We start from the raw sequence: 16,086 nt of genomic DNA on the forward strand, positions 1-16,086 counted from the left end.
TTATGACCTAAAATGAACCCAAGTAAAGCACACTGATCTGACGAGGGGAGACGTCTGATGAGCCAGCCACAGATAACGCTGAACGACCGGTTCGATCTTGAGAAAAACCCGGTTCTTCTGAATGGAACGCAGGCGCTTGTGCGCTTGATGCTGATGCAAAAGGCCAGAGACCGGCAAGCGGGCCTTAACACCGCAGGATTGGTCACCGGATACCGCGGGTCGCCTTTGGGGGCAGTGGATCAGCAAATGATGCGGGCCCAAAAGCCTCTGGCCGAAAGCGATATCACGTTTCAGTTCGGTTTGAACGAAGACCTGGCGGCTACCGCGCTTTGGGGCAGCCAGCAGGCGGGTCTGCGCGGCGACGGCAAATTCGATGGGGTCTTCGGGCTTTGGTATGGCAAGGGACCGGGCGTTGACCGGTCCGGTGACGTCATGCGCCACGCAAACATGGCAGGGACAGCCAAACATGGCGGTGTGCTCATGGCGATGGGCGATGACCATACCGGCGAAAGCTCGACGGTGCTGCATCAGTCGGAATGGTCGCTGGTCGACATGTACATGCCGATCGTCAGCCCCGCTGGCGTTCAGGAAATCCTCGACTATGGAATTTATGGATTTGCACTCAGCCGTTTCGCGGGTGTCTGGGTGGGTCTGAAGACGATGAAAGACACGATCGAAGTCACTTCGGTCGTGGATGGAAGTCCGGACCGGATGCAAATGGTCATCCCTGAATTCGACATGCCGGAAGGGGGGTTGAACATCCGGTTGGGCGACACGCCGCACATGCAGGAAACGCGCGTCATCGATTACAAAAGGTTCGCGGCCGAAACGTTTTCACACGCCAACAAGCTGGACAAACGGATGTGGGGCAAACCCGGCGCCAAGATCGGCTTTGTCGCGGCGGGCAAAAACTGGTTGGACCTGACACATGCGCTTTCGCTTCTGAATATCGACGAAGCCGAGGCCGAGCGTCTGGGGATTACCACGTACAAGGTGGGGCAGACTTTCCCGCTGGATATGGCCGGATTCCACGACTGGGCCGAGGGGCTGGACCTGATCGTGATAGTCGAGGAAAAGCGCAAGCTGATCGAGGTTCAGGTCAAAGAGGCCATCTTTGACGACCGGCGCGGACGGCGGGTCTATGGCTGGTACAAAGGCGGTGCCGGGACATTGCACCGCGAAGAACTGTTCCCGACGCGCGGTGCGCTTGACCCGATCATGATCGCTGAAAAGCTGGGCGAGATCCTGATTGAAGAGGGGCGCGAGACCGATGGTATCCGGGCCGGGCTGGCGTCTTTGTCAGAAGCGCGCCGGGCCGACAACGCACAGGAAATAGCAACGCGGCTTCCGTATTTCTGTTCCGGCTGCCCGCATAACAGCTCGACAAGGGTACCGGAAGGCAGCCGCGCCTATGCCGGTATCGGCTGTCACTACATGGTTCAATGGATGGATCGCGAGACGACCGGTTTCACTCAGATGGGTGGGGAAGGCGCCAACTGGATCGGTGAGGCTCCGTTTTCAACGACCAAGCACGTATTCCAGAACCTTGGCGATGGCACGTACAACCATTCCGGCGTTCAGGCGATCCGGGCTGCGTTGTCCGCAGGAACGAACATCACCTTCAAGATCCTGTTCAACGACGCGGTTGCCATGACCGGCGGGCAGGAGAATGAGGGCGACCTGACCGCCGAACGGATCGTTGCCGAGGTCAAGGCAATGGGTGTCCGAGAGGTGGCTCTGGTTTACGATGAAAAAGAGGACGTCAACTTCAAGGCTCTGCCCGCCAGCGTTCAGACATACGAGCGTGCCGACCTCATGCAGGTGCAGGAGAAGTTTCGCGAGATCGAGGGCGTATCGGTCATCGTCTATGTACAAACCTGCGCTGCCGAAAAGCGCCGCCGCCGCAAGCGCGGGACATTCCCCGATCCCGACAAGCGTGTGTTCATCAACACCGATGTCTGTGAAGGCTGCGGCGATTGCGGTGTACAGTCAAACTGCGTGTCGATCGTTCCCAAACAGACCGAGCTAGGCCGCAAGCGGGCCATTGATCAATCGAGCTGCAACAAGGATTACTCGTGCTTGAACGGTTTCTGCCCGTCTTTCGTGACGCTTGAGGGCGCGAAAATTCGCAAAGAGGCGACGACCGAAATTGATCTGCCAGATTTGCCAACACCAGATCTGCCGAAGATCACCGGCACGCACAACGTCGTGATTACCGGCGTCGGCGGTACGGGTGTCGTCACCATTGGCGCCATCCTTGCGCAGGCGGCGCAGATTGACGGAAAAGGCGCGGGCATGATGGAAATGGCGGGGCTGGCGCAGAAAGGCGGCGCAGTCCACATCCACTGTAGATTGGCCAACCGCCCCGAGGATATCAGCGCGATTCGCGTCGCCACTGGCGAGGCCCACGCGCTGATCGGCGGCGATCTGGTGGTCTCGGCCGGCGCAAAGACGTTGGGCCTGACGCGCACTGGACGTACGGGGGCCGTCGTGAACAGCCATGAAACGGTGACGGGCGACTTCACGCGTGATACCGAGTTCCGCATTCCGGCGGATCAGCTGGAACTGGCCCTGCAAGCGCGGCTGAAAGAAGATGTCTCGCTGTTTGATGCGACCGAACTGGCGCGCGCGGTGATGGGGGATTCAATCTATTCCAACATGATGATCTTCGGCGCGACCTGGCAGCGCGGGCTGTTGCCGGTCAGCCATCAGGCGATCTTTGAGGCCATCGAATTGAACGGCACGGCGGTCGAACGCAACAAACGTGCGTTTGATATTGGACGTTGGGCGGTTCTGCACCCGGAAGACGTGCAATCCATCCTTGCGCCGACCGTGGCTGAGATGCCTAAGACACTGGATCAGATCATCGCGTTTCGCGCGCAGCACCTGACGGAATATCAAAGCGCCCGGCTGGCCAGGCGGTACCGCAAGCTGGTGGACAGTGTCGAGGACGCGCATGTGCGCGAAGCGGTGGCAAAAGGGTATCACAAGCTGTTGTCGTACAAGGACGAATACGAGGTTGCGCGCCTTCTGCTGACCAGTCGGGAAAAAGCGGCGGCCGAGTTTGATGGTGATTTCAAGATGACCTTTCACCTTGCCCCGCCGATATTCGGCGGATCAGGCAGCAATGGCAGGCCGAAAAAGCGTGCCTTCAGCGAATCCATCCTGACTGCATTGAAGCTGTTGACCAAACTCAAGGCATTGCGCGGCACACCACTGGACATTTTTGGGTATTCATCCGAACGCAAGATGGAGCGCGCCCTGATCCGACAGTATGAAAAGGACATGCGCGAGGTTCTGCCCCTGGTGTCGCAGGACACCCGTGATGCGATTGCCGCCCTGGCCCGTTTGCCGCTGGATATCCGCGGATTTGGGCCGGTACTGCGGGAAAATGAGGCCAAGGCTGCGAAACGGCGAGAAGAGCTGCTGGCCGTCATCCGCAGCGGTGGGCCTGAATTGCAAGCTGCGGCAGAGTAATTCGTCACAAGGGTGTCACGATAGCTGGTCAAACCTGTTGCTTGTACTTATTTTGCGGGCAGCAAAACGGAGCCCTTCATGTCTTCTCGTCGTCATGTCGTTCGTGACATCTCGTATGCGCATTCCGCCGAAACCAAGGGGGGGCGGTTGGTCATCAGGCTGATGGAGAACACCACGGGACGGTTGCGTCTGATCAAACGGGCCGACGGATACGAACAAGAAGTCGCAAAGGGTCGGGATTTTTGGTCGGTCATGGTCGATCGCTATGGATTGACCTTGGATGTCGTTGGTGGCGCACTGGCGAATATCCCCAAGGAAGGTCCGCTTATCCTGATTGCAAACCATCCATATGGAATTCTGGATGGGCTGATGATGGGGCATATATTGTCCCAGACCCGTGGTGATTTCCGGATTCTCGCAAATCGCGTTTTCCGCAAGGCCGAAGACCTGAACCGTATCGTTTTGCCTGTTTCGTTTGATGAAACCAAAGAAGCGGTGAAACTGAATCTGGATACGCGGAAGACCGCATTGAATTACCTTGGCGATGGCGGCGCGATCGGGATTTTCCCTGGGGGTACGGTTAGCACTGGCGTTAATCCGTTCGCGCATCCCATGGATCCGGGTTGGCGCGGTTTCACAGCCCGAATGGTGGCCAAATCCAATGCCACCGTCGTTCCGGTGTTCTTCGACGGGCACACGTCACGTCTGTTTCAGATTGCTAGTCATATGCACAACACCCTGCGCATGGGGTTGCTGATCAAGGAATTCAAAAAACGTGTCGATACTCCGGTCAAAGTGGTGATTGGCACGCCTATCGGGCGCGACATTCTGGATCCGCTGGGCAAGGATACGCGCAAGATGATGGATTTCCTGCGCAAAGCGACGTATGAGCTGTCTCCGACACCGCTGAAGTCTTATGACTATGGCTATGAATTTGAGGAACGGCATCGCGCCTGAAGGGGCTAATGGCAGTAGGTATCTTTGATTCCGGATTGGGCGGTCTTACCGTCCTGAGCGCCGCGCAGACACGTCTGCCTGACGTTGATTTCCTGTATTACGCGGACAGCGCGCATGCCCCTTACGGTGTGCGCGATGCCGAGGACATCTATCAGCTGACCCGAAAGGCCGTGCAGGACCTTTGGGATCGCGGCTGCAACTTGGTGATTCTGGCCTGCAACACCGCCAGCGCGGCGGCGCTGCGCCGGATGCAGGAAGAGGGCGTGCCCGAAGGCAAACGTGTGCTTGGTGTCTTTGTTCCCTTGATCGAGGCCCTGACCGAACGGCAATGGGGCGACAATTCCCCACCTCGCGAAGTGGCGGTCAAGCATGTCGCCTTGTTCGCCACGCCCGCCACTGTATCCAGCCGGGCCTTTCAGCGCGAGCTGGCGTTCCGGGCAATTGGCGTGGATGTCGAGGCGCAGGCGTGTGGTGGCGTCGTGGATGCCATTGAAGACGGTGACATGATCCTGGCCGAGGCGCTGGTGCGCAGTCATGTGGAAGCCCTCAAGCGCAAGATGCCTGAACCGCAGGCGGCCATTCTGGGCTGTACGCATTACCCGCTTATGGCTGACGTGTTTCAGGCGGCATTGGGACCTGACGTGCAGGTCTATAGCCAGGGGGAACTGGTTGCGGAAAGCCTTGCGGATTATCTCCATCGCCACCCCAACATGCTGGGTAACGGCCCGGGAGGGTTCCTGACGACGGGGAAACCCAATGTGGTGAGCGATCGGGCGACACAGTTCCTCCGACGACAAATCACATTCGAGGCCGCCTGACTTCGGTCAAGGACGCGGCCGCTCTGCTTTCATTAATTCAAGACCGTCGCATCGGCGGTCGTAACATGTGACACACGTTGAGAAGAGGTCTGACATGACCCATAAAATCGCAATTCTGGGCGCTTCGGGTTATACCGGTGCGGAACTGGTACGGCTGATCGCCGAACACCCCAACATGGAAATCGCCGCGCTGGCCGCCGAACGCAAGGCGGGGATGACCATGGCGCAGGTTTTCCCGCATCTGCGCCACATGGATCTGCCGGACCTGTGCAAGATTTCCGAGATCGATTTTTCCCGGATCGATCTGTGCTTTTGTGCCCTTCCGCACAAGACAAGCCAGGAAGTGATCAGTGCGCTGCCCAAGGATCTGAAGATCATCGATCTGTCTGCTGACTTCCGGCTGACTGACCCGGATGAGTATGAAAAGTGGTACGGAAACCCGCATACCGCGCTCGAGCAGCAGGAAGAGGCCGTTTATGGCCTGACCGAGTTCTATCGCGACGAAATCCGGGGCGCACGGCTGGTGGCGGGTACGGGGTGCAACGCGGCAACCGGTCAATACGTTCTGCGGCCGCTTGTTTCTGCCGGGGTGATTGATCTGGACGATATCGTGCTGGATCTGAAATGTGCTGTATCCGGGGCAGGGCGGTCGCTGAAGGAAAACCTGCTGCACGCCGAACTGAGTGAGGGCACCAACGCCTATGCCGTCGGCGGGACCCACAGGCATCTGGGCGAGTTCGATCAGGAGTTTTCCAAACTGGCCGGTCGTACGGTTCATGTGCAGTTCACTCCGCACCTGATCCCTGCAAACCGGGGCATTCTGGCCACCACCTACGTGAAAGGGGACCCGAATAGCATCTATGAAACGCTTGCAAAGGCTTATGCGGATGAGCCTTTCATTCAGATGCTGCCGATGGGCGAGACACCATCGACCCACCACGTGCGCGGGTCCAACTTCTGTCATATCGGTGTTGTGGCAGACCGGATCGAACGGCGCGCGATCGTGATCGCGGCGCTGGATAACCTGACAAAAGGTAGCAGTGGCCAAGCCTTGCAGAACGCCAATCTGATGTTAGGTGAGACTGAAACCCGGGGCCTGATGATGGCACCGTTATTTCCGTGAGGACGGTATGAAAACGCTCAAGAAACGTCGCCGAGTACAAGTCATTCTGGTAGCTGTCGTTGCCTTGGTGGCATCGACTGCGTTGATTGGCTATGCCATGCGCGACGGGATCAACTTTTTCCGCTCGCCAAGCCAGGTGATTGCCGAACCACCCAAGCCGACCGAGGTCTTTCGGATTGGCGGCCTGGTCGAAGAAGGTTCAATCATCCGTGGGCAGGGCGAAACCGTACATTTTGTCGTCACCGACGGCGGCGAAAGCGTAAAGGTATCTTTCACTGGGGTTCTGCCTGATCTGTTTTCGGAAAATCAGGGCATGGTCGGCACCGGGCGTTACGTGAACGGTGTGTTTGAAGCCACTGAAATTCTTGCCAAACATGACGAAACCTATATGCCGAAAGAAGTCGTGGACGCGTTGAAAGAGCAGGGCGTGTACAAAGAGGCTGAAGAAAGCTGACCTGACCCACATTCGTGTTGAGGGCGTTGCGCGCGGGATGCGGGCAGCGCCCTCGGTCGTTCAGGCTTGTTAATTCTTTTTCGGGATCGTCAGCGCCATTCAATGAAATGAGGGCGCTATGCAAACGGTTCGGCAGATTGCCAATGAAATTGTGCGCCGGGAAGGCGGGTACGTGAATGACCCGGACGATCCGGGCGGGGCAACCAAGTTCGGTGTCACGATCCACACGATGCGCCGGCTTGGATTGGACCTGACCGGGGATGGGCTGGTTGACGTGGCGGATGTCCGGGCGCTTACTCAGCGCGAGGCGGTCGATATCTTTGTTCAGCACTACTTTGAAAAGCCACGCATCGCGCTGTTGCCGGATGTTCTGCATGCCCCTGTCTTCGACATGTACGTCAATGCCGGTGCGCAAGCAGTAATAATCCTGCAACGGCTTTTGCGTGATATGGGGTTTGACGTGGTGGCAGATGGCGTGATCGGCGCGCAAACGGCGCGGGCGTGCGAAGACGCGGCCCAACCAGATCCCAACGCGTTGCGCGATGCGTACGGCGTGGCGCGGCGGAACTATTACTTTCGGCTGGCCGACAAACGCCCGGCATCCAGAAAATACGCGCGCACCCGATCCGGTGGCAAAGGAGGCTGGATCAAACGGGCCGAAGAGTTTCTGTCGCCACGCTATCGTCTGACGGAAAGTGAATTCAAGGAAAGGGTTGCGGCATGGGGTTGATCTCGGGGGTATTGGCGCTGCTGTTTGGGGGCGGTCGCAACGCTGTGCGTGAGACGGTTGAAATATACCGGGAAAACGCCGAGTCCCGTGCCGAGCGCGCGACAGAGTTGCAAAGTCAGGCAATGACGCAGTTCGGCCGAGAGTTCGTGGTTCCTCAAAAAGGCCTGTTCGACCGCGTCATGGATGGTGTCAACCGGTTGCCACGCCCGGCGTTGGCACTAGGAACGCTGGGATTGTTTGTTGCCGCGATGGTGGATCCGCTGTGGTTCGCTGAATGCATGCAGGGCATTGCGCTGGTGCCGGAACCTCTTTGGTGGTTGCTGGGCGTGATTGTCTCTTTCTATTTTGGCGCGCGCCATCAGAGCAAAATGCAGGATTTTCAGCGGGATATAGGCGCAGCCATGCAGCGGTTGCCGACGGTCATGGGGAACATAGAAACGGTGCGGGCCATGCGCAGCGACAGCCCGGGCGTCGCCGACCCCGGCCCTGATGCCAACCTGATACAGAACGCCTCGCGTCCTGATGCGAATCCAGCATTGACCGATTGGCGCAAGCTTCGGGGGCTTTGACCCGCGACACTATGTGCCCTCGGATCGTGCGAAAGTTAATGGCCCCCGGTTCGGCCTCGCAGTATATTCCGGGGCATGATTACAGAGCTTGGCCACTTCGCCCTCATCCTCGCCTTTTTCGTCGCCATCGTGCAAAGCGTGGTGCCTCTGATCGGTGCGTCAAAAAACTGGACCGGCTGGATGGCTTTTGCCGAGCCTGCTGCCATCGTCCAGTTTCTGCTGACTGCATTTTCCTTCGGTGCGCTGATCTGGGCTTTCATCGTGTCGGACTTTTCGCTGCGGATCGTGGTCGAAAACAGTCATTCGGCCAAGCCGATGATCTACAAGATCAGCGGGACGTGGGGAAACCACGAAGGATCGATGCTGCTCTGGGTGCTGATTGTCACGCTGTTCGGAGCGATGGCGGCGTTCTTTGGGGGCGGGTTGCCCCCAAGCCTGAAGGCGCGTGTGCTTGCGGTTCAATCTGCCATTGCCGTGGCATTTTTTGCTTTCATACTGTTTACCTCGAACCCGTTTGACCGGCTGGCAATTGCGCCGTTTGACGGGCGGGATTTGAACCCGTTGTTGCAGGATCCCGGTTTGGCCTTCCACCCGCCATTTCTGTATCTCGGCTACGTGGGGCTGAGCATGGCGTTCAGTTTTGCCATAGCCGCGCTGATCGAAGGGCGTATTGATGCGGCGTGGGGCCGCTGGGTTCGCCCATGGACGCTGGCCGCCTGGGTGTTTTTGACGATCGGCATCGCACTGGGGTCCTGGTGGGCCTATTACGAGCTGGGCTGGGGCGGTTTCTGGTTCTGGGATCCGGTTGAGAACGCCTCTTTCATGCCGTGGCTGCTGGCGGCAGCGCTGCTGCATTCGGCAATCGTTGTTGAAAAGCGCGAGGCGCTGAAAAGCTGGACCATCCTGCTGGCAATCATTGCCTTCGGGTTTTCGCTGATCGGAACATTCATCGTTCGTTCGGGGCTGCTGACCTCGGTTCACGCCTTTGCCAATGACCCGGAACGCGGGGTGTTCATCCTGTTCATTCTGGTGGTTTTCATCGGTGGGGCGCTGACTTTGTTTGCCGCGCGGGCGCAGGCGATGGAGGCCAAGGGTGTTTTCGGCATGGTCAGCCGCGAAAGCGCGCTGATCGTAAACAACGTCCTGCTGGCGGTCAGTTGTTTCGTGGTCTTTGTCGGTACGATGTGGCCGATGGTGGCCGAGATGATGTTTGATCGCAAACTCTCGGTCGGGGCGCCGTTTTTCAACGCTGCATTCTCTCCTTTCATGGTTTTGCTGGGATTGATCCTTCCCATCGGGGCCATGTTGCCGTGGAAACGCGGGCGGATTGGAAAAACGGCCTGGTCGCTGCGCTATGCCTTTGGTCTGGCCTTGGCGATTGCCTTGCTGGTTTGGGCGATGCAGACCGGCCGCAGCGCTTTGGGGCCGGTGGGTCTGTTCCTTGGGGCGTGGATTACATTTGGCGCCATCGTTGATTTGTGGAGCCGTACGGGGCGCAACGGCAGCCTGAAACGCTTGTTCCGCCTGCCAGGTGCGGATTGGGGTAAAGCCGTCGCTCATACCGGGCTGGGTGTTACCATCTTTGCCATTGCAGGCCTGACTGCATGGGAGGACGAGGATATTCGCGTCGCCCAACCCAACCAACCTTTCGAAGTGGGACAGTTCACGCTGACGCTGCAAGATGTCCGTCGGGTCGAGGGGCCGAACTATTTTTCGACCACGGCGGATGTTCTGGTTGAAAAGAATGGTCGTCCGATCGGGACATTGCACCCGGAAAAACGGGACTACCCCGTTGCGCGGATGCCCACGACCGAAGCGGCGATCGATTATCGTTTCCTCGGGGACCTTTACGTCGTGATCGGCGATCAACAGGCAGATGGTGGCTGGGTGATGCGAACCTATATCAAGCCGCTTGCAAACTGGATCTGGGGCGGCTGTATCCTGATGGCGCTTGGCGGTGTCCTGAGCCTGTGTGACAGGCGCTTCCGTGTGGCCGCAGGCGCAAGAAAAACCCCGGTCGGCGGAGTACCTGCGGAATGAAACGCCTTGTTCTGATTCTGATGATGCTCGCAACACCCGTCTTTGCGGTGCAGCCTGACGAGGTTCTGGATGATCCGGTACTGGAACAGCGTGCGCGGGATCTCAGCGCCGGACTGCGTTGCCTCGTGTGCCGCAATGAGAGCATCGACGAAAGCAACGCGGATCTCGCGCGTGATCTGCGCGTGTTGTTGCGGGAACGGTTGGTGGCTGGGGATACGGACGAACAGGCGATCGCGTTTATCGTTGATAGGTATGGCGAATACGTACTTCTGAAACCGACTGCCAGCGGCTCGAACCTGTTTTTGTGGCTGGCCGGGCCAATCATGCTGTTGATCGCTGCCGCGGTTGGGTTGAACTTTCTCCGTACCCGGGCCAAGGCCCGTGCTTCGGTGGACTCTGCCGCGTTGAGTGAGGACGAAAAAGAACGTCTGCGTCAAATTCTTGAAGACTGACGCGTGGTTCTGCTTTTCCCGTCCCGTCCGGGCCAGTAAGTGTGCAAAAACACATGGCGCGACGGGAGGGTTTTCATGAATTACGAAACGGTTGCTCTGGAGATTGCAGACGGTCTGGCGGTTCTGACGCTGAACAGGCCGGACAAGATGAACGCGCTGACCACCCAGATGCGGGCAGAGATTACGCACGCCATGAAAGATGCAGCGATCAAGGCGCGCTGTGTCGTCATCACCGGTTCGGGCCCTGCGTTTTGTTCCGGGCAGGATCTGGGCGATGCGTCTTCAACCGGCAAGATCGATCTGGAACGGTCGCTGCGCGATGAATATGAACCGATGCTGGAGACGATCCACAATTGCCCGGTGCCCACGATTGCCGCGGTGAACGGACCGGCGGCCGGGGCAGGCGCGAACCTTGCCCTTTGTGCCGATGTGGTGATTGCCACCGAAAGCGCCTACTTCCTACAGGCATTTGCCCGTATCGGTCTGCTTCCCGATGCCGGTGGAACATGGTTCATGCCCCGTCAGATGGGGTTGGCCAAAGCAATGGGCGCGGCCTTGTTTGCCGAAAAGATCACGGCAAAGCAGGCGGATGAATGGGGCATGATCTGGGAAGCCGTGCCGGATGACGCTTTCGCCGATCATTGGCGCAAGAGGGCAGAGTATCTGGCAAAAGGCCCCACGGCCGCCTATGGCGCGATCAAGCAAGCCATTCGCCGAACGTATGAAAACACTCTGCAACAGCAGCTTGCGACCGAGGCGCACCTGCAAGGCGAATGTGGCCGTTCGAGGGACTTTGCCGAAGGTGTCGTGGCCTTCATGGAAAAACGCCCTCCGAAATTCGAAGGGCGCTGATCAGGCTGACATCATGCGCGGCGGCGGCGGCGTGTGCGGCGTTCCGGTGCCGCATCGTCATCCGTCCCGTCCGAGGCGGATGTGAACGGACCCAGCGTATCAGTGATCTGATCGAGCGTCGGGCGTTCGCCGCGAGGCATGGTATCCAGCGCCTCACGCATCTTGCGCAGGTGGTCGGGCATGGTTCCGCAGCACCCGCCAATGATGGTCGCGCCGGCATCCCGCGCCATGGCGGCATACTGCCCCATAAGTTCGGGCGTGCCGTCATAATGGATGTGACCATCCACGTATTTCGGAATTCCTGCATTGCCCTTCGAAATCAGCGGGCGTTCAGTGCCTTGCGCGGCAAATCCCAGTACTGTGCGCAGAATGTCGGATGCGCCGGTGCCGCAATTGGCACCGAAAGCGATGGGGGGATTCGGCAGAGTTTCGACCAGCTGGGCCAGATCGGCCGAGGTGACACCCATCATCGTGCGTCCGGCAGTGTCAAAGCTCATTGTGCCGCACCAGGGCATGTCGGTCAGGGCAAAGGCTTCGGCGGCGGCGCGAAACTCTTCGGGGGCGCTGATGGTTTCCACCCACAGAACATCCACCCCACCTTCTTTCAGCGCTTCCGCCTGTTCATGGAACATTTCCACGGCTTCGGCGTGCGACAGGCTGCCGACCGGCTCCATGATTTCACCAGTCGGGCCGACCGATCCTGCAACGACGACAGGTCGTCCGGCCTTGTCGGCGATTTCGCGCCCCAGCTCGGCGCCGATGCGGTTCAGCTCGCCCACGCGGTTGTGCGCGTCATGAAGTTTCAGCCGTGCCGCTGTGCCGCCGAACGTGTTGGTCAGGAACAGATCGCTGCCTGCATCAACCGACCCCTGATACAGAGCCCGGATCTTGTCCGGGGCATCCACGTTCCAGAGTTCGGGAGCGTCACCAGATTGCAGGCCCATGTTGAACAGATTCGTTCCCGTGGCACCATCGGCCAGAATGGCGTCATTGGATTCCAGAAGCTTGCTCAGCGCGTTTGTCATAGGGTTGTTCCAGGAAAAGGCGCAAAACGCCGTTAAAAAAAGAGACGCCCCGTGTCTCATGACCAAGGCGTCAAATCAAATTCATAAAACTCATGAAGATCATGAGTCGGACGCCCTAGGCTCAGTTGGTCTCGCTCAGGACCTGCGCCTTGGCTTCCGGCAGAAGCTCGGCCATTTTTGCGCGGATTTCCTCGTCCGAGGACAGGTTGCCCAGATCGCCCGAAACCTTGCGAACGACATCTTCGTGCCCGGCTTCCTCGAAGTCGGAAATCACGACCGTCTTTGCATATTCTTCGGCGTCGGCACCGGATTTACCCAGTTTTTCAGCAGCCCACAGACCCAAAAGCTTGTTGCAGCGGGCTTGTGCCTTGAACTGCATCTCTTCGTCATGGGCAAACTTGGCTTCAAAGGCGTTTTCGCGTTCGTCGAACGTCGTCATAGGGCAAGGACCTCTTGGGTTATGTCTTCTTTCCTGATGATATGACTATACGACGTCCCATGCGCAAGGGATTTGCGCTGCGTCAAAGCCTCTCGGGTACATGAACTTGCGGGAAATGGGTGCTTGGACTATGAGGACGCCAACGTGAGGGGACTCAATCCCTCTGTGCAGAGTGGAAAGGTCGCTTATGGCGCGTCGCAAGAAAATCTACGAAGGCAAGGCCAAGATTCTGTACGAAGGCCCCGAACCGGGAACGATCGTCCAGTATTTCAAGGATGACGCCACCGCCTTCAACGCGGAAAAGAAGGACGTGATCGACGGCAAGGGTGTGCTCAACAACCGCCTGTCGGAATTCTTCATGACCGGCCTGACCCAGATTGGCATTCCGAACCACTTCATTCGCCGCCTGAACATGCGTGAACAGCTGGTTCGCAACTGCGAAATCGTTCCGCTGGAAGTGATCGTGCGCAACTATGCCGCCGGATCGATGTCCAAGCGCCTGGGCATTGCAGAGGGCACGCAACTGCCGCGCCCGATCGTCGAGTACTGCTATAAGGACGATTCGCTGGGTGATCCGTTGGTCACCGAAGAACACATCGCCGCGTTTGGCTGGGCCAGCCAGCAGGACATGGACGATATCCTCAGCCTTGCCTTGCGCGTGAACGATTTCATGAGCGGTGTGATGCTGGCGGTGGGCATTCGTCTGGTCGACTTCAAGATCGAGATCGGCCGCGTGTTTGAAGGCGATTATCAGCGCCTGATCGTTGCTGACGAAATCAGCCCCGACAGCTGCCGCCTGTGGGATATCGAAACCGGTCAGAAGCTGGACAAGGACGTGTTCCGCCGTGATTTGGGCAGTTTGACCGACGCCTATTCCGAAGTTGCACGCCGACTGGGTGTCCTGCCCAGCAACAATGTCACCAAGCCGACGCTGATCAACTAGGAACGGCCGGACCACAAGTTTGCCAAAGCGCCGCAACCGTGTTTGCGGCGCTTTTTCGTTCGCGGTTGAAATTGACAGTTTCTCGTTTCCCCAGCATGTTTGCCTCGGGCAGGCACAAAAGGTTCAGGATGGGTGTCAAATGGCGGAACTGTTTGATCAGACAGTGTTTCTGAAGTTTCTGGCCGCCGTGCTTGCAATCTTCAATCCGCTTTACAACATCCCGATTTTTCTGAGCATGACGAAAAACTGCACCGCGGCAGAACGGCGGCATGTTGCGGTTGTTGTCATGATCTCGGTTACGGTTATTGCGCTGACCGCTGTCGTGATCGGGGAAGAGGTGCTTGGGGTTTTTGGCATTGATGTGCCGGCTTTCCGGATTGCCGGAGGGATCATCATCTTCGGAATCGGGATGTCGATGTTGAAGGCCGAGGACCGGCCGCCGGGCGATCAGGCCGCGATGGATGACGGGCACGAGCGGAAACTGAATTTTGCGGTCGTACCGCTGGCGATACCTTTGACCATCGGGCCGGGCACGATCGCCATCACGATCGTTTTTTCGCACCAACTGTCAAGCGGCGCCGAAATCGTGACGCTGGGTTCGGCGATCCTGATTGCCTGCGCGATCGTGGGGCTGGGATTGTTGTTCGCGGATCAGATCTCGCGCCTGTTGGGTGAGACTATGATCAACGTCCTGACCCGGATCATGGCCATCCTGCTGGTCGCCGTCGCGGTCGAGATGGTTCTGACTGGCACGTTCCATGCAATTGACGCGCATTATCCGGGATTGGCCAAAGAAGGCGGATAGTTGGATTGCTGCGGCAAACTGCTTTGCAAACAGGGTTGTCGAAAGCCATTTGGCGCGCTATCCCCCGCGCAACGAAATGGGCCTCGGATTGCGGCCCGCAGGTGGAGTTGCCAAAATGAAAGCACGGGTTCATGTGATGCTCAAGAACGGGGTGCTGGACCCGCAGGGCGAAGCGGTTCGGCACGCATTGGGCGCAATGGGCTTTGATCAGGTCGAAGGTGTGCGTCAGGGCAAGGTGATCGACCTTGAACTGGCCGACGGCGCGACCGAAGCAGATGTGACCGAGATGTGCGAAAAGCTTTTGGCCAACACTGTTATCGAACGCTACGAGATCGAACTGGTCTGATGGAATGCGGGCCGCGCGTCTGATCACCTACCGTCAGCCGCTTGAGGTAACGACGATCCCGGATCCCGCACCGGCGGCAGACGGCGTGGTCGTGCGGGTGCTGGCCTGCGGCGTGTGCCGGTCTGACTGGCACGCGTGGTCTGGTTCGGACCCGGACGTCATCCTGCCCATGACGCCAGGGCACGAGTATTGCGGCGAGGTGGTTTCCGTCGGCGCGCGCGTCACCCGGTGGCGTGTCGGGGATCGGGTGATTGCGCCTTTCATTCTGGCCTGTGGCCGGTGTCCGGATTGTGCGCAGGGTCATCAGACGATCTGCGCGGATCAGCTTGTGCCGGGGTTCACCTGTGACGGCGCTTTTGCGGAATATGTCGCGGTGGCCCATGCCGACGCGAACCTGACATCCTTGCCGGACAGTATCGCGCCGGACATCGCGGCCGCGTTGGGTTGCCGCGTGACGACAGCGTGGCAGGCATTGGTCGGTCGGGCACAGGTTCAGGGCGGTGAATGGATTGCCGTCTTCGGCGGTGGCGGTGTCGGGATTTCCACTTTGCTTCTGGGCAAGGCGCTTGGCGCACGTGTGGTAATTGTCGATATCACGGATGACAAACTGAACTATGCCAAGGCTCTGGGCGCAGATGCGGTGGTCAATGCGGCAACCTGCGACGCGCCGCAGGCGGTGAAGGATATCACTGGTGGCGGCGCCCATGTTGCGATCGAGGCGCTTGGCGTCGAAGCAACGACCGTTTCCGCGATGCGTTCCCTGCGCAAAATGGGGCGCATGGTGCAGATCGGGATGCCTGCTGGAGATCACACCCAGATGGCGTTGCCGATGGATGTGCTTTACTCTGGCCAGCTTTCTGTCTTTGGCACACGCGGAATGCCAAGCTGGCGCTATCCGTCTTTGTTGTCGCTGATCGCGGGCGGTGGAATTGACCTGAGCCCGTTGGTCACGCGAAAAATATCTCTCAACCAGGTGAGCGCCGAGCTTGCCGCCTTTGACCATCCAACCCCTCCGGGCGTTGCGGTCGTCACCGATTTTGTCTCGTAGGAGGGCCC

At 58.6% G+C, this 16,086-nt stretch carries 16 protein-coding genes; 14 read left to right on the forward strand and 2 right to left on the reverse strand.

Annotation, left to right across the window (positions count from 1 at the left end):
* Positions 1-57: 57 nt before the first annotated feature.
* The 10 genes from GS614_RS01205 (at position 58) to GS614_RS01250 (ending at position 11,472) form a co-directional block, all read left to right on the forward strand.
* Entirely contained in the window at positions 58-3,477 is a 3,420-nt protein-coding gene (locus tag GS614_RS01205; protein ID WP_171116085.1) for an indolepyruvate ferredoxin oxidoreductase family protein, read from the forward strand.
* Positions 3,478-3,555: 78 nt separating this feature from the next.
* Positions 3,556-4,434 (forward strand): lysophospholipid acyltransferase family protein, encoded by an 879-nt coding sequence (locus GS614_RS01210; protein WP_152457883.1) that lies wholly within the window; start codon positions 3,556-3,558, stop codon positions 4,432-4,434.
* An 8-nt stretch (positions 4,435-4,442) separates the two neighbouring features.
* Positions 4,443-5,252, forward strand: coding sequence for a glutamate racemase (locus GS614_RS01215; RefSeq protein WP_171168294.1), 810 nt, complete (start codon positions 4,443-4,445; stop codon positions 5,250-5,252).
* A gap of 94 nt (positions 5,253-5,346) precedes the next feature.
* Positions 5,347-6,375: an N-acetyl-gamma-glutamyl-phosphate reductase gene (gene argC / locus GS614_RS01220; RefSeq protein WP_171328521.1), complete on the forward strand. Its 1,029-nt coding sequence runs from the start codon at positions 5,347-5,349 to the stop codon at positions 6,373-6,375.
* 7 nt (positions 6,376-6,382) lie between these two features.
* Entirely contained in the window at positions 6,383-6,829 is a 447-nt protein-coding gene (gene ccmE, locus GS614_RS01225; RefSeq protein WP_171116077.1) for a cytochrome c maturation protein CcmE, read from the forward strand.
* A 118-nt stretch (positions 6,830-6,947) separates the two neighbouring features.
* Positions 6,948-7,559 carry a holin-associated N-acetylmuramidase gene (locus GS614_RS01230; protein ID WP_171725313.1) on the forward strand — a complete coding sequence of 204 codons (612 nt, stop codon included), beginning with the start codon at positions 6,948-6,950 and terminating at the stop codon, positions 7,557-7,559.
* Positions 7,550-8,128 carry a holin family protein gene (locus GS614_RS01235; protein WP_171168288.1) on the forward strand — a complete coding sequence of 193 codons (579 nt, stop codon included), beginning with the start codon at positions 7,550-7,552 and terminating at the stop codon, positions 8,126-8,128. Before GS614_RS01230 ends, GS614_RS01235 begins: the two co-directional genes overlap by 10 nt.
* 75 nt (positions 8,129-8,203) lie before the next feature.
* Entirely contained in the window at positions 8,204-10,168 is a 1,965-nt protein-coding gene (locus GS614_RS01240; RefSeq protein ID WP_171116071.1) for a heme lyase CcmF/NrfE family subunit, read from the forward strand.
* A complete protein-coding gene (locus GS614_RS01245) occupies positions 10,165-10,620 on the forward strand; it encodes a cytochrome c-type biogenesis protein (RefSeq protein WP_171116069.1) in 456 nt (151 codons plus the stop codon). Before GS614_RS01240 ends, GS614_RS01245 begins: the two co-directional genes overlap by 4 nt.
* A gap of 75 nt (positions 10,621-10,695) precedes the next feature.
* Positions 10,696-11,472 carry an enoyl-CoA hydratase-related protein gene (locus GS614_RS01250; protein WP_171116067.1) on the forward strand — a complete coding sequence of 259 codons (777 nt, stop codon included), beginning with the start codon at positions 10,696-10,698 and terminating at the stop codon, positions 11,470-11,472.
* A gap of 11 nt (positions 11,473-11,483) precedes the next feature.
* On the opposite strand, the gene bmt is transcribed toward GS614_RS01250, so the two are convergent.
* Positions 11,484-12,497: a betaine--homocysteine S-methyltransferase gene (gene bmt / locus GS614_RS01255; RefSeq protein ID WP_171116065.1), complete on the reverse strand. Its 1,014-nt coding sequence runs from the start codon at positions 12,495-12,497 to the stop codon at positions 11,484-11,486.
* 121 nt (positions 12,498-12,618) lie between these two features.
* On the reverse strand, positions 12,619-12,936 hold the full coding sequence (locus GS614_RS01260) for a DUF1476 domain-containing protein (protein WP_152457893.1): 318 nt from the start codon (positions 12,934-12,936) through the stop codon (positions 12,619-12,621).
* A 187-nt stretch (positions 12,937-13,123) separates the two neighbouring features.
* Here GS614_RS01260 and purC point away from each other — a divergent pair, with 187 nt between their 5' ends.
* The 4 genes from purC to GS614_RS01280 all read left to right on the forward strand — a co-directional run bounded on the left by purC (position 13,124) and on the right by GS614_RS01280 (position 16,078).
* A complete protein-coding gene (purC, locus tag GS614_RS01265; protein WP_117869044.1) occupies positions 13,124-13,879 on the forward strand; it encodes a phosphoribosylaminoimidazolesuccinocarboxamide synthase in 756 nt (251 codons plus the stop codon).
* A gap of 139 nt (positions 13,880-14,018) precedes the next feature.
* Positions 14,019-14,684, forward strand: coding sequence for a MarC family protein (locus GS614_RS01270; RefSeq protein ID WP_171116063.1), 666 nt, complete (start codon positions 14,019-14,021; stop codon positions 14,682-14,684).
* Between the two features lie 115 nt (positions 14,685-14,799).
* Complete coding sequence (purS, locus tag GS614_RS01275) at positions 14,800-15,030, forward strand: phosphoribosylformylglycinamidine synthase subunit PurS (protein ID WP_117872765.1); 231 nt, start codon at positions 14,800-14,802, stop codon at positions 15,028-15,030.
* A gap of 4 nt (positions 15,031-15,034) precedes the next feature.
* Complete coding sequence (locus GS614_RS01280; RefSeq protein WP_171725314.1) at positions 15,035-16,078, forward strand: zinc-dependent alcohol dehydrogenase family protein; 1,044 nt, start codon at positions 15,035-15,037, stop codon at positions 16,076-16,078.
* Positions 16,079-16,086: the final 8 nt, after the last annotated feature.

Origin of the sequence: Ruegeria sp. HKCCD6604 (assembly GCF_013110635.1) — a bacterium.
Taxonomy (GTDB): domain Bacteria; phylum Pseudomonadota; class Alphaproteobacteria; order Rhodobacterales; family Rhodobacteraceae; genus Ruegeria.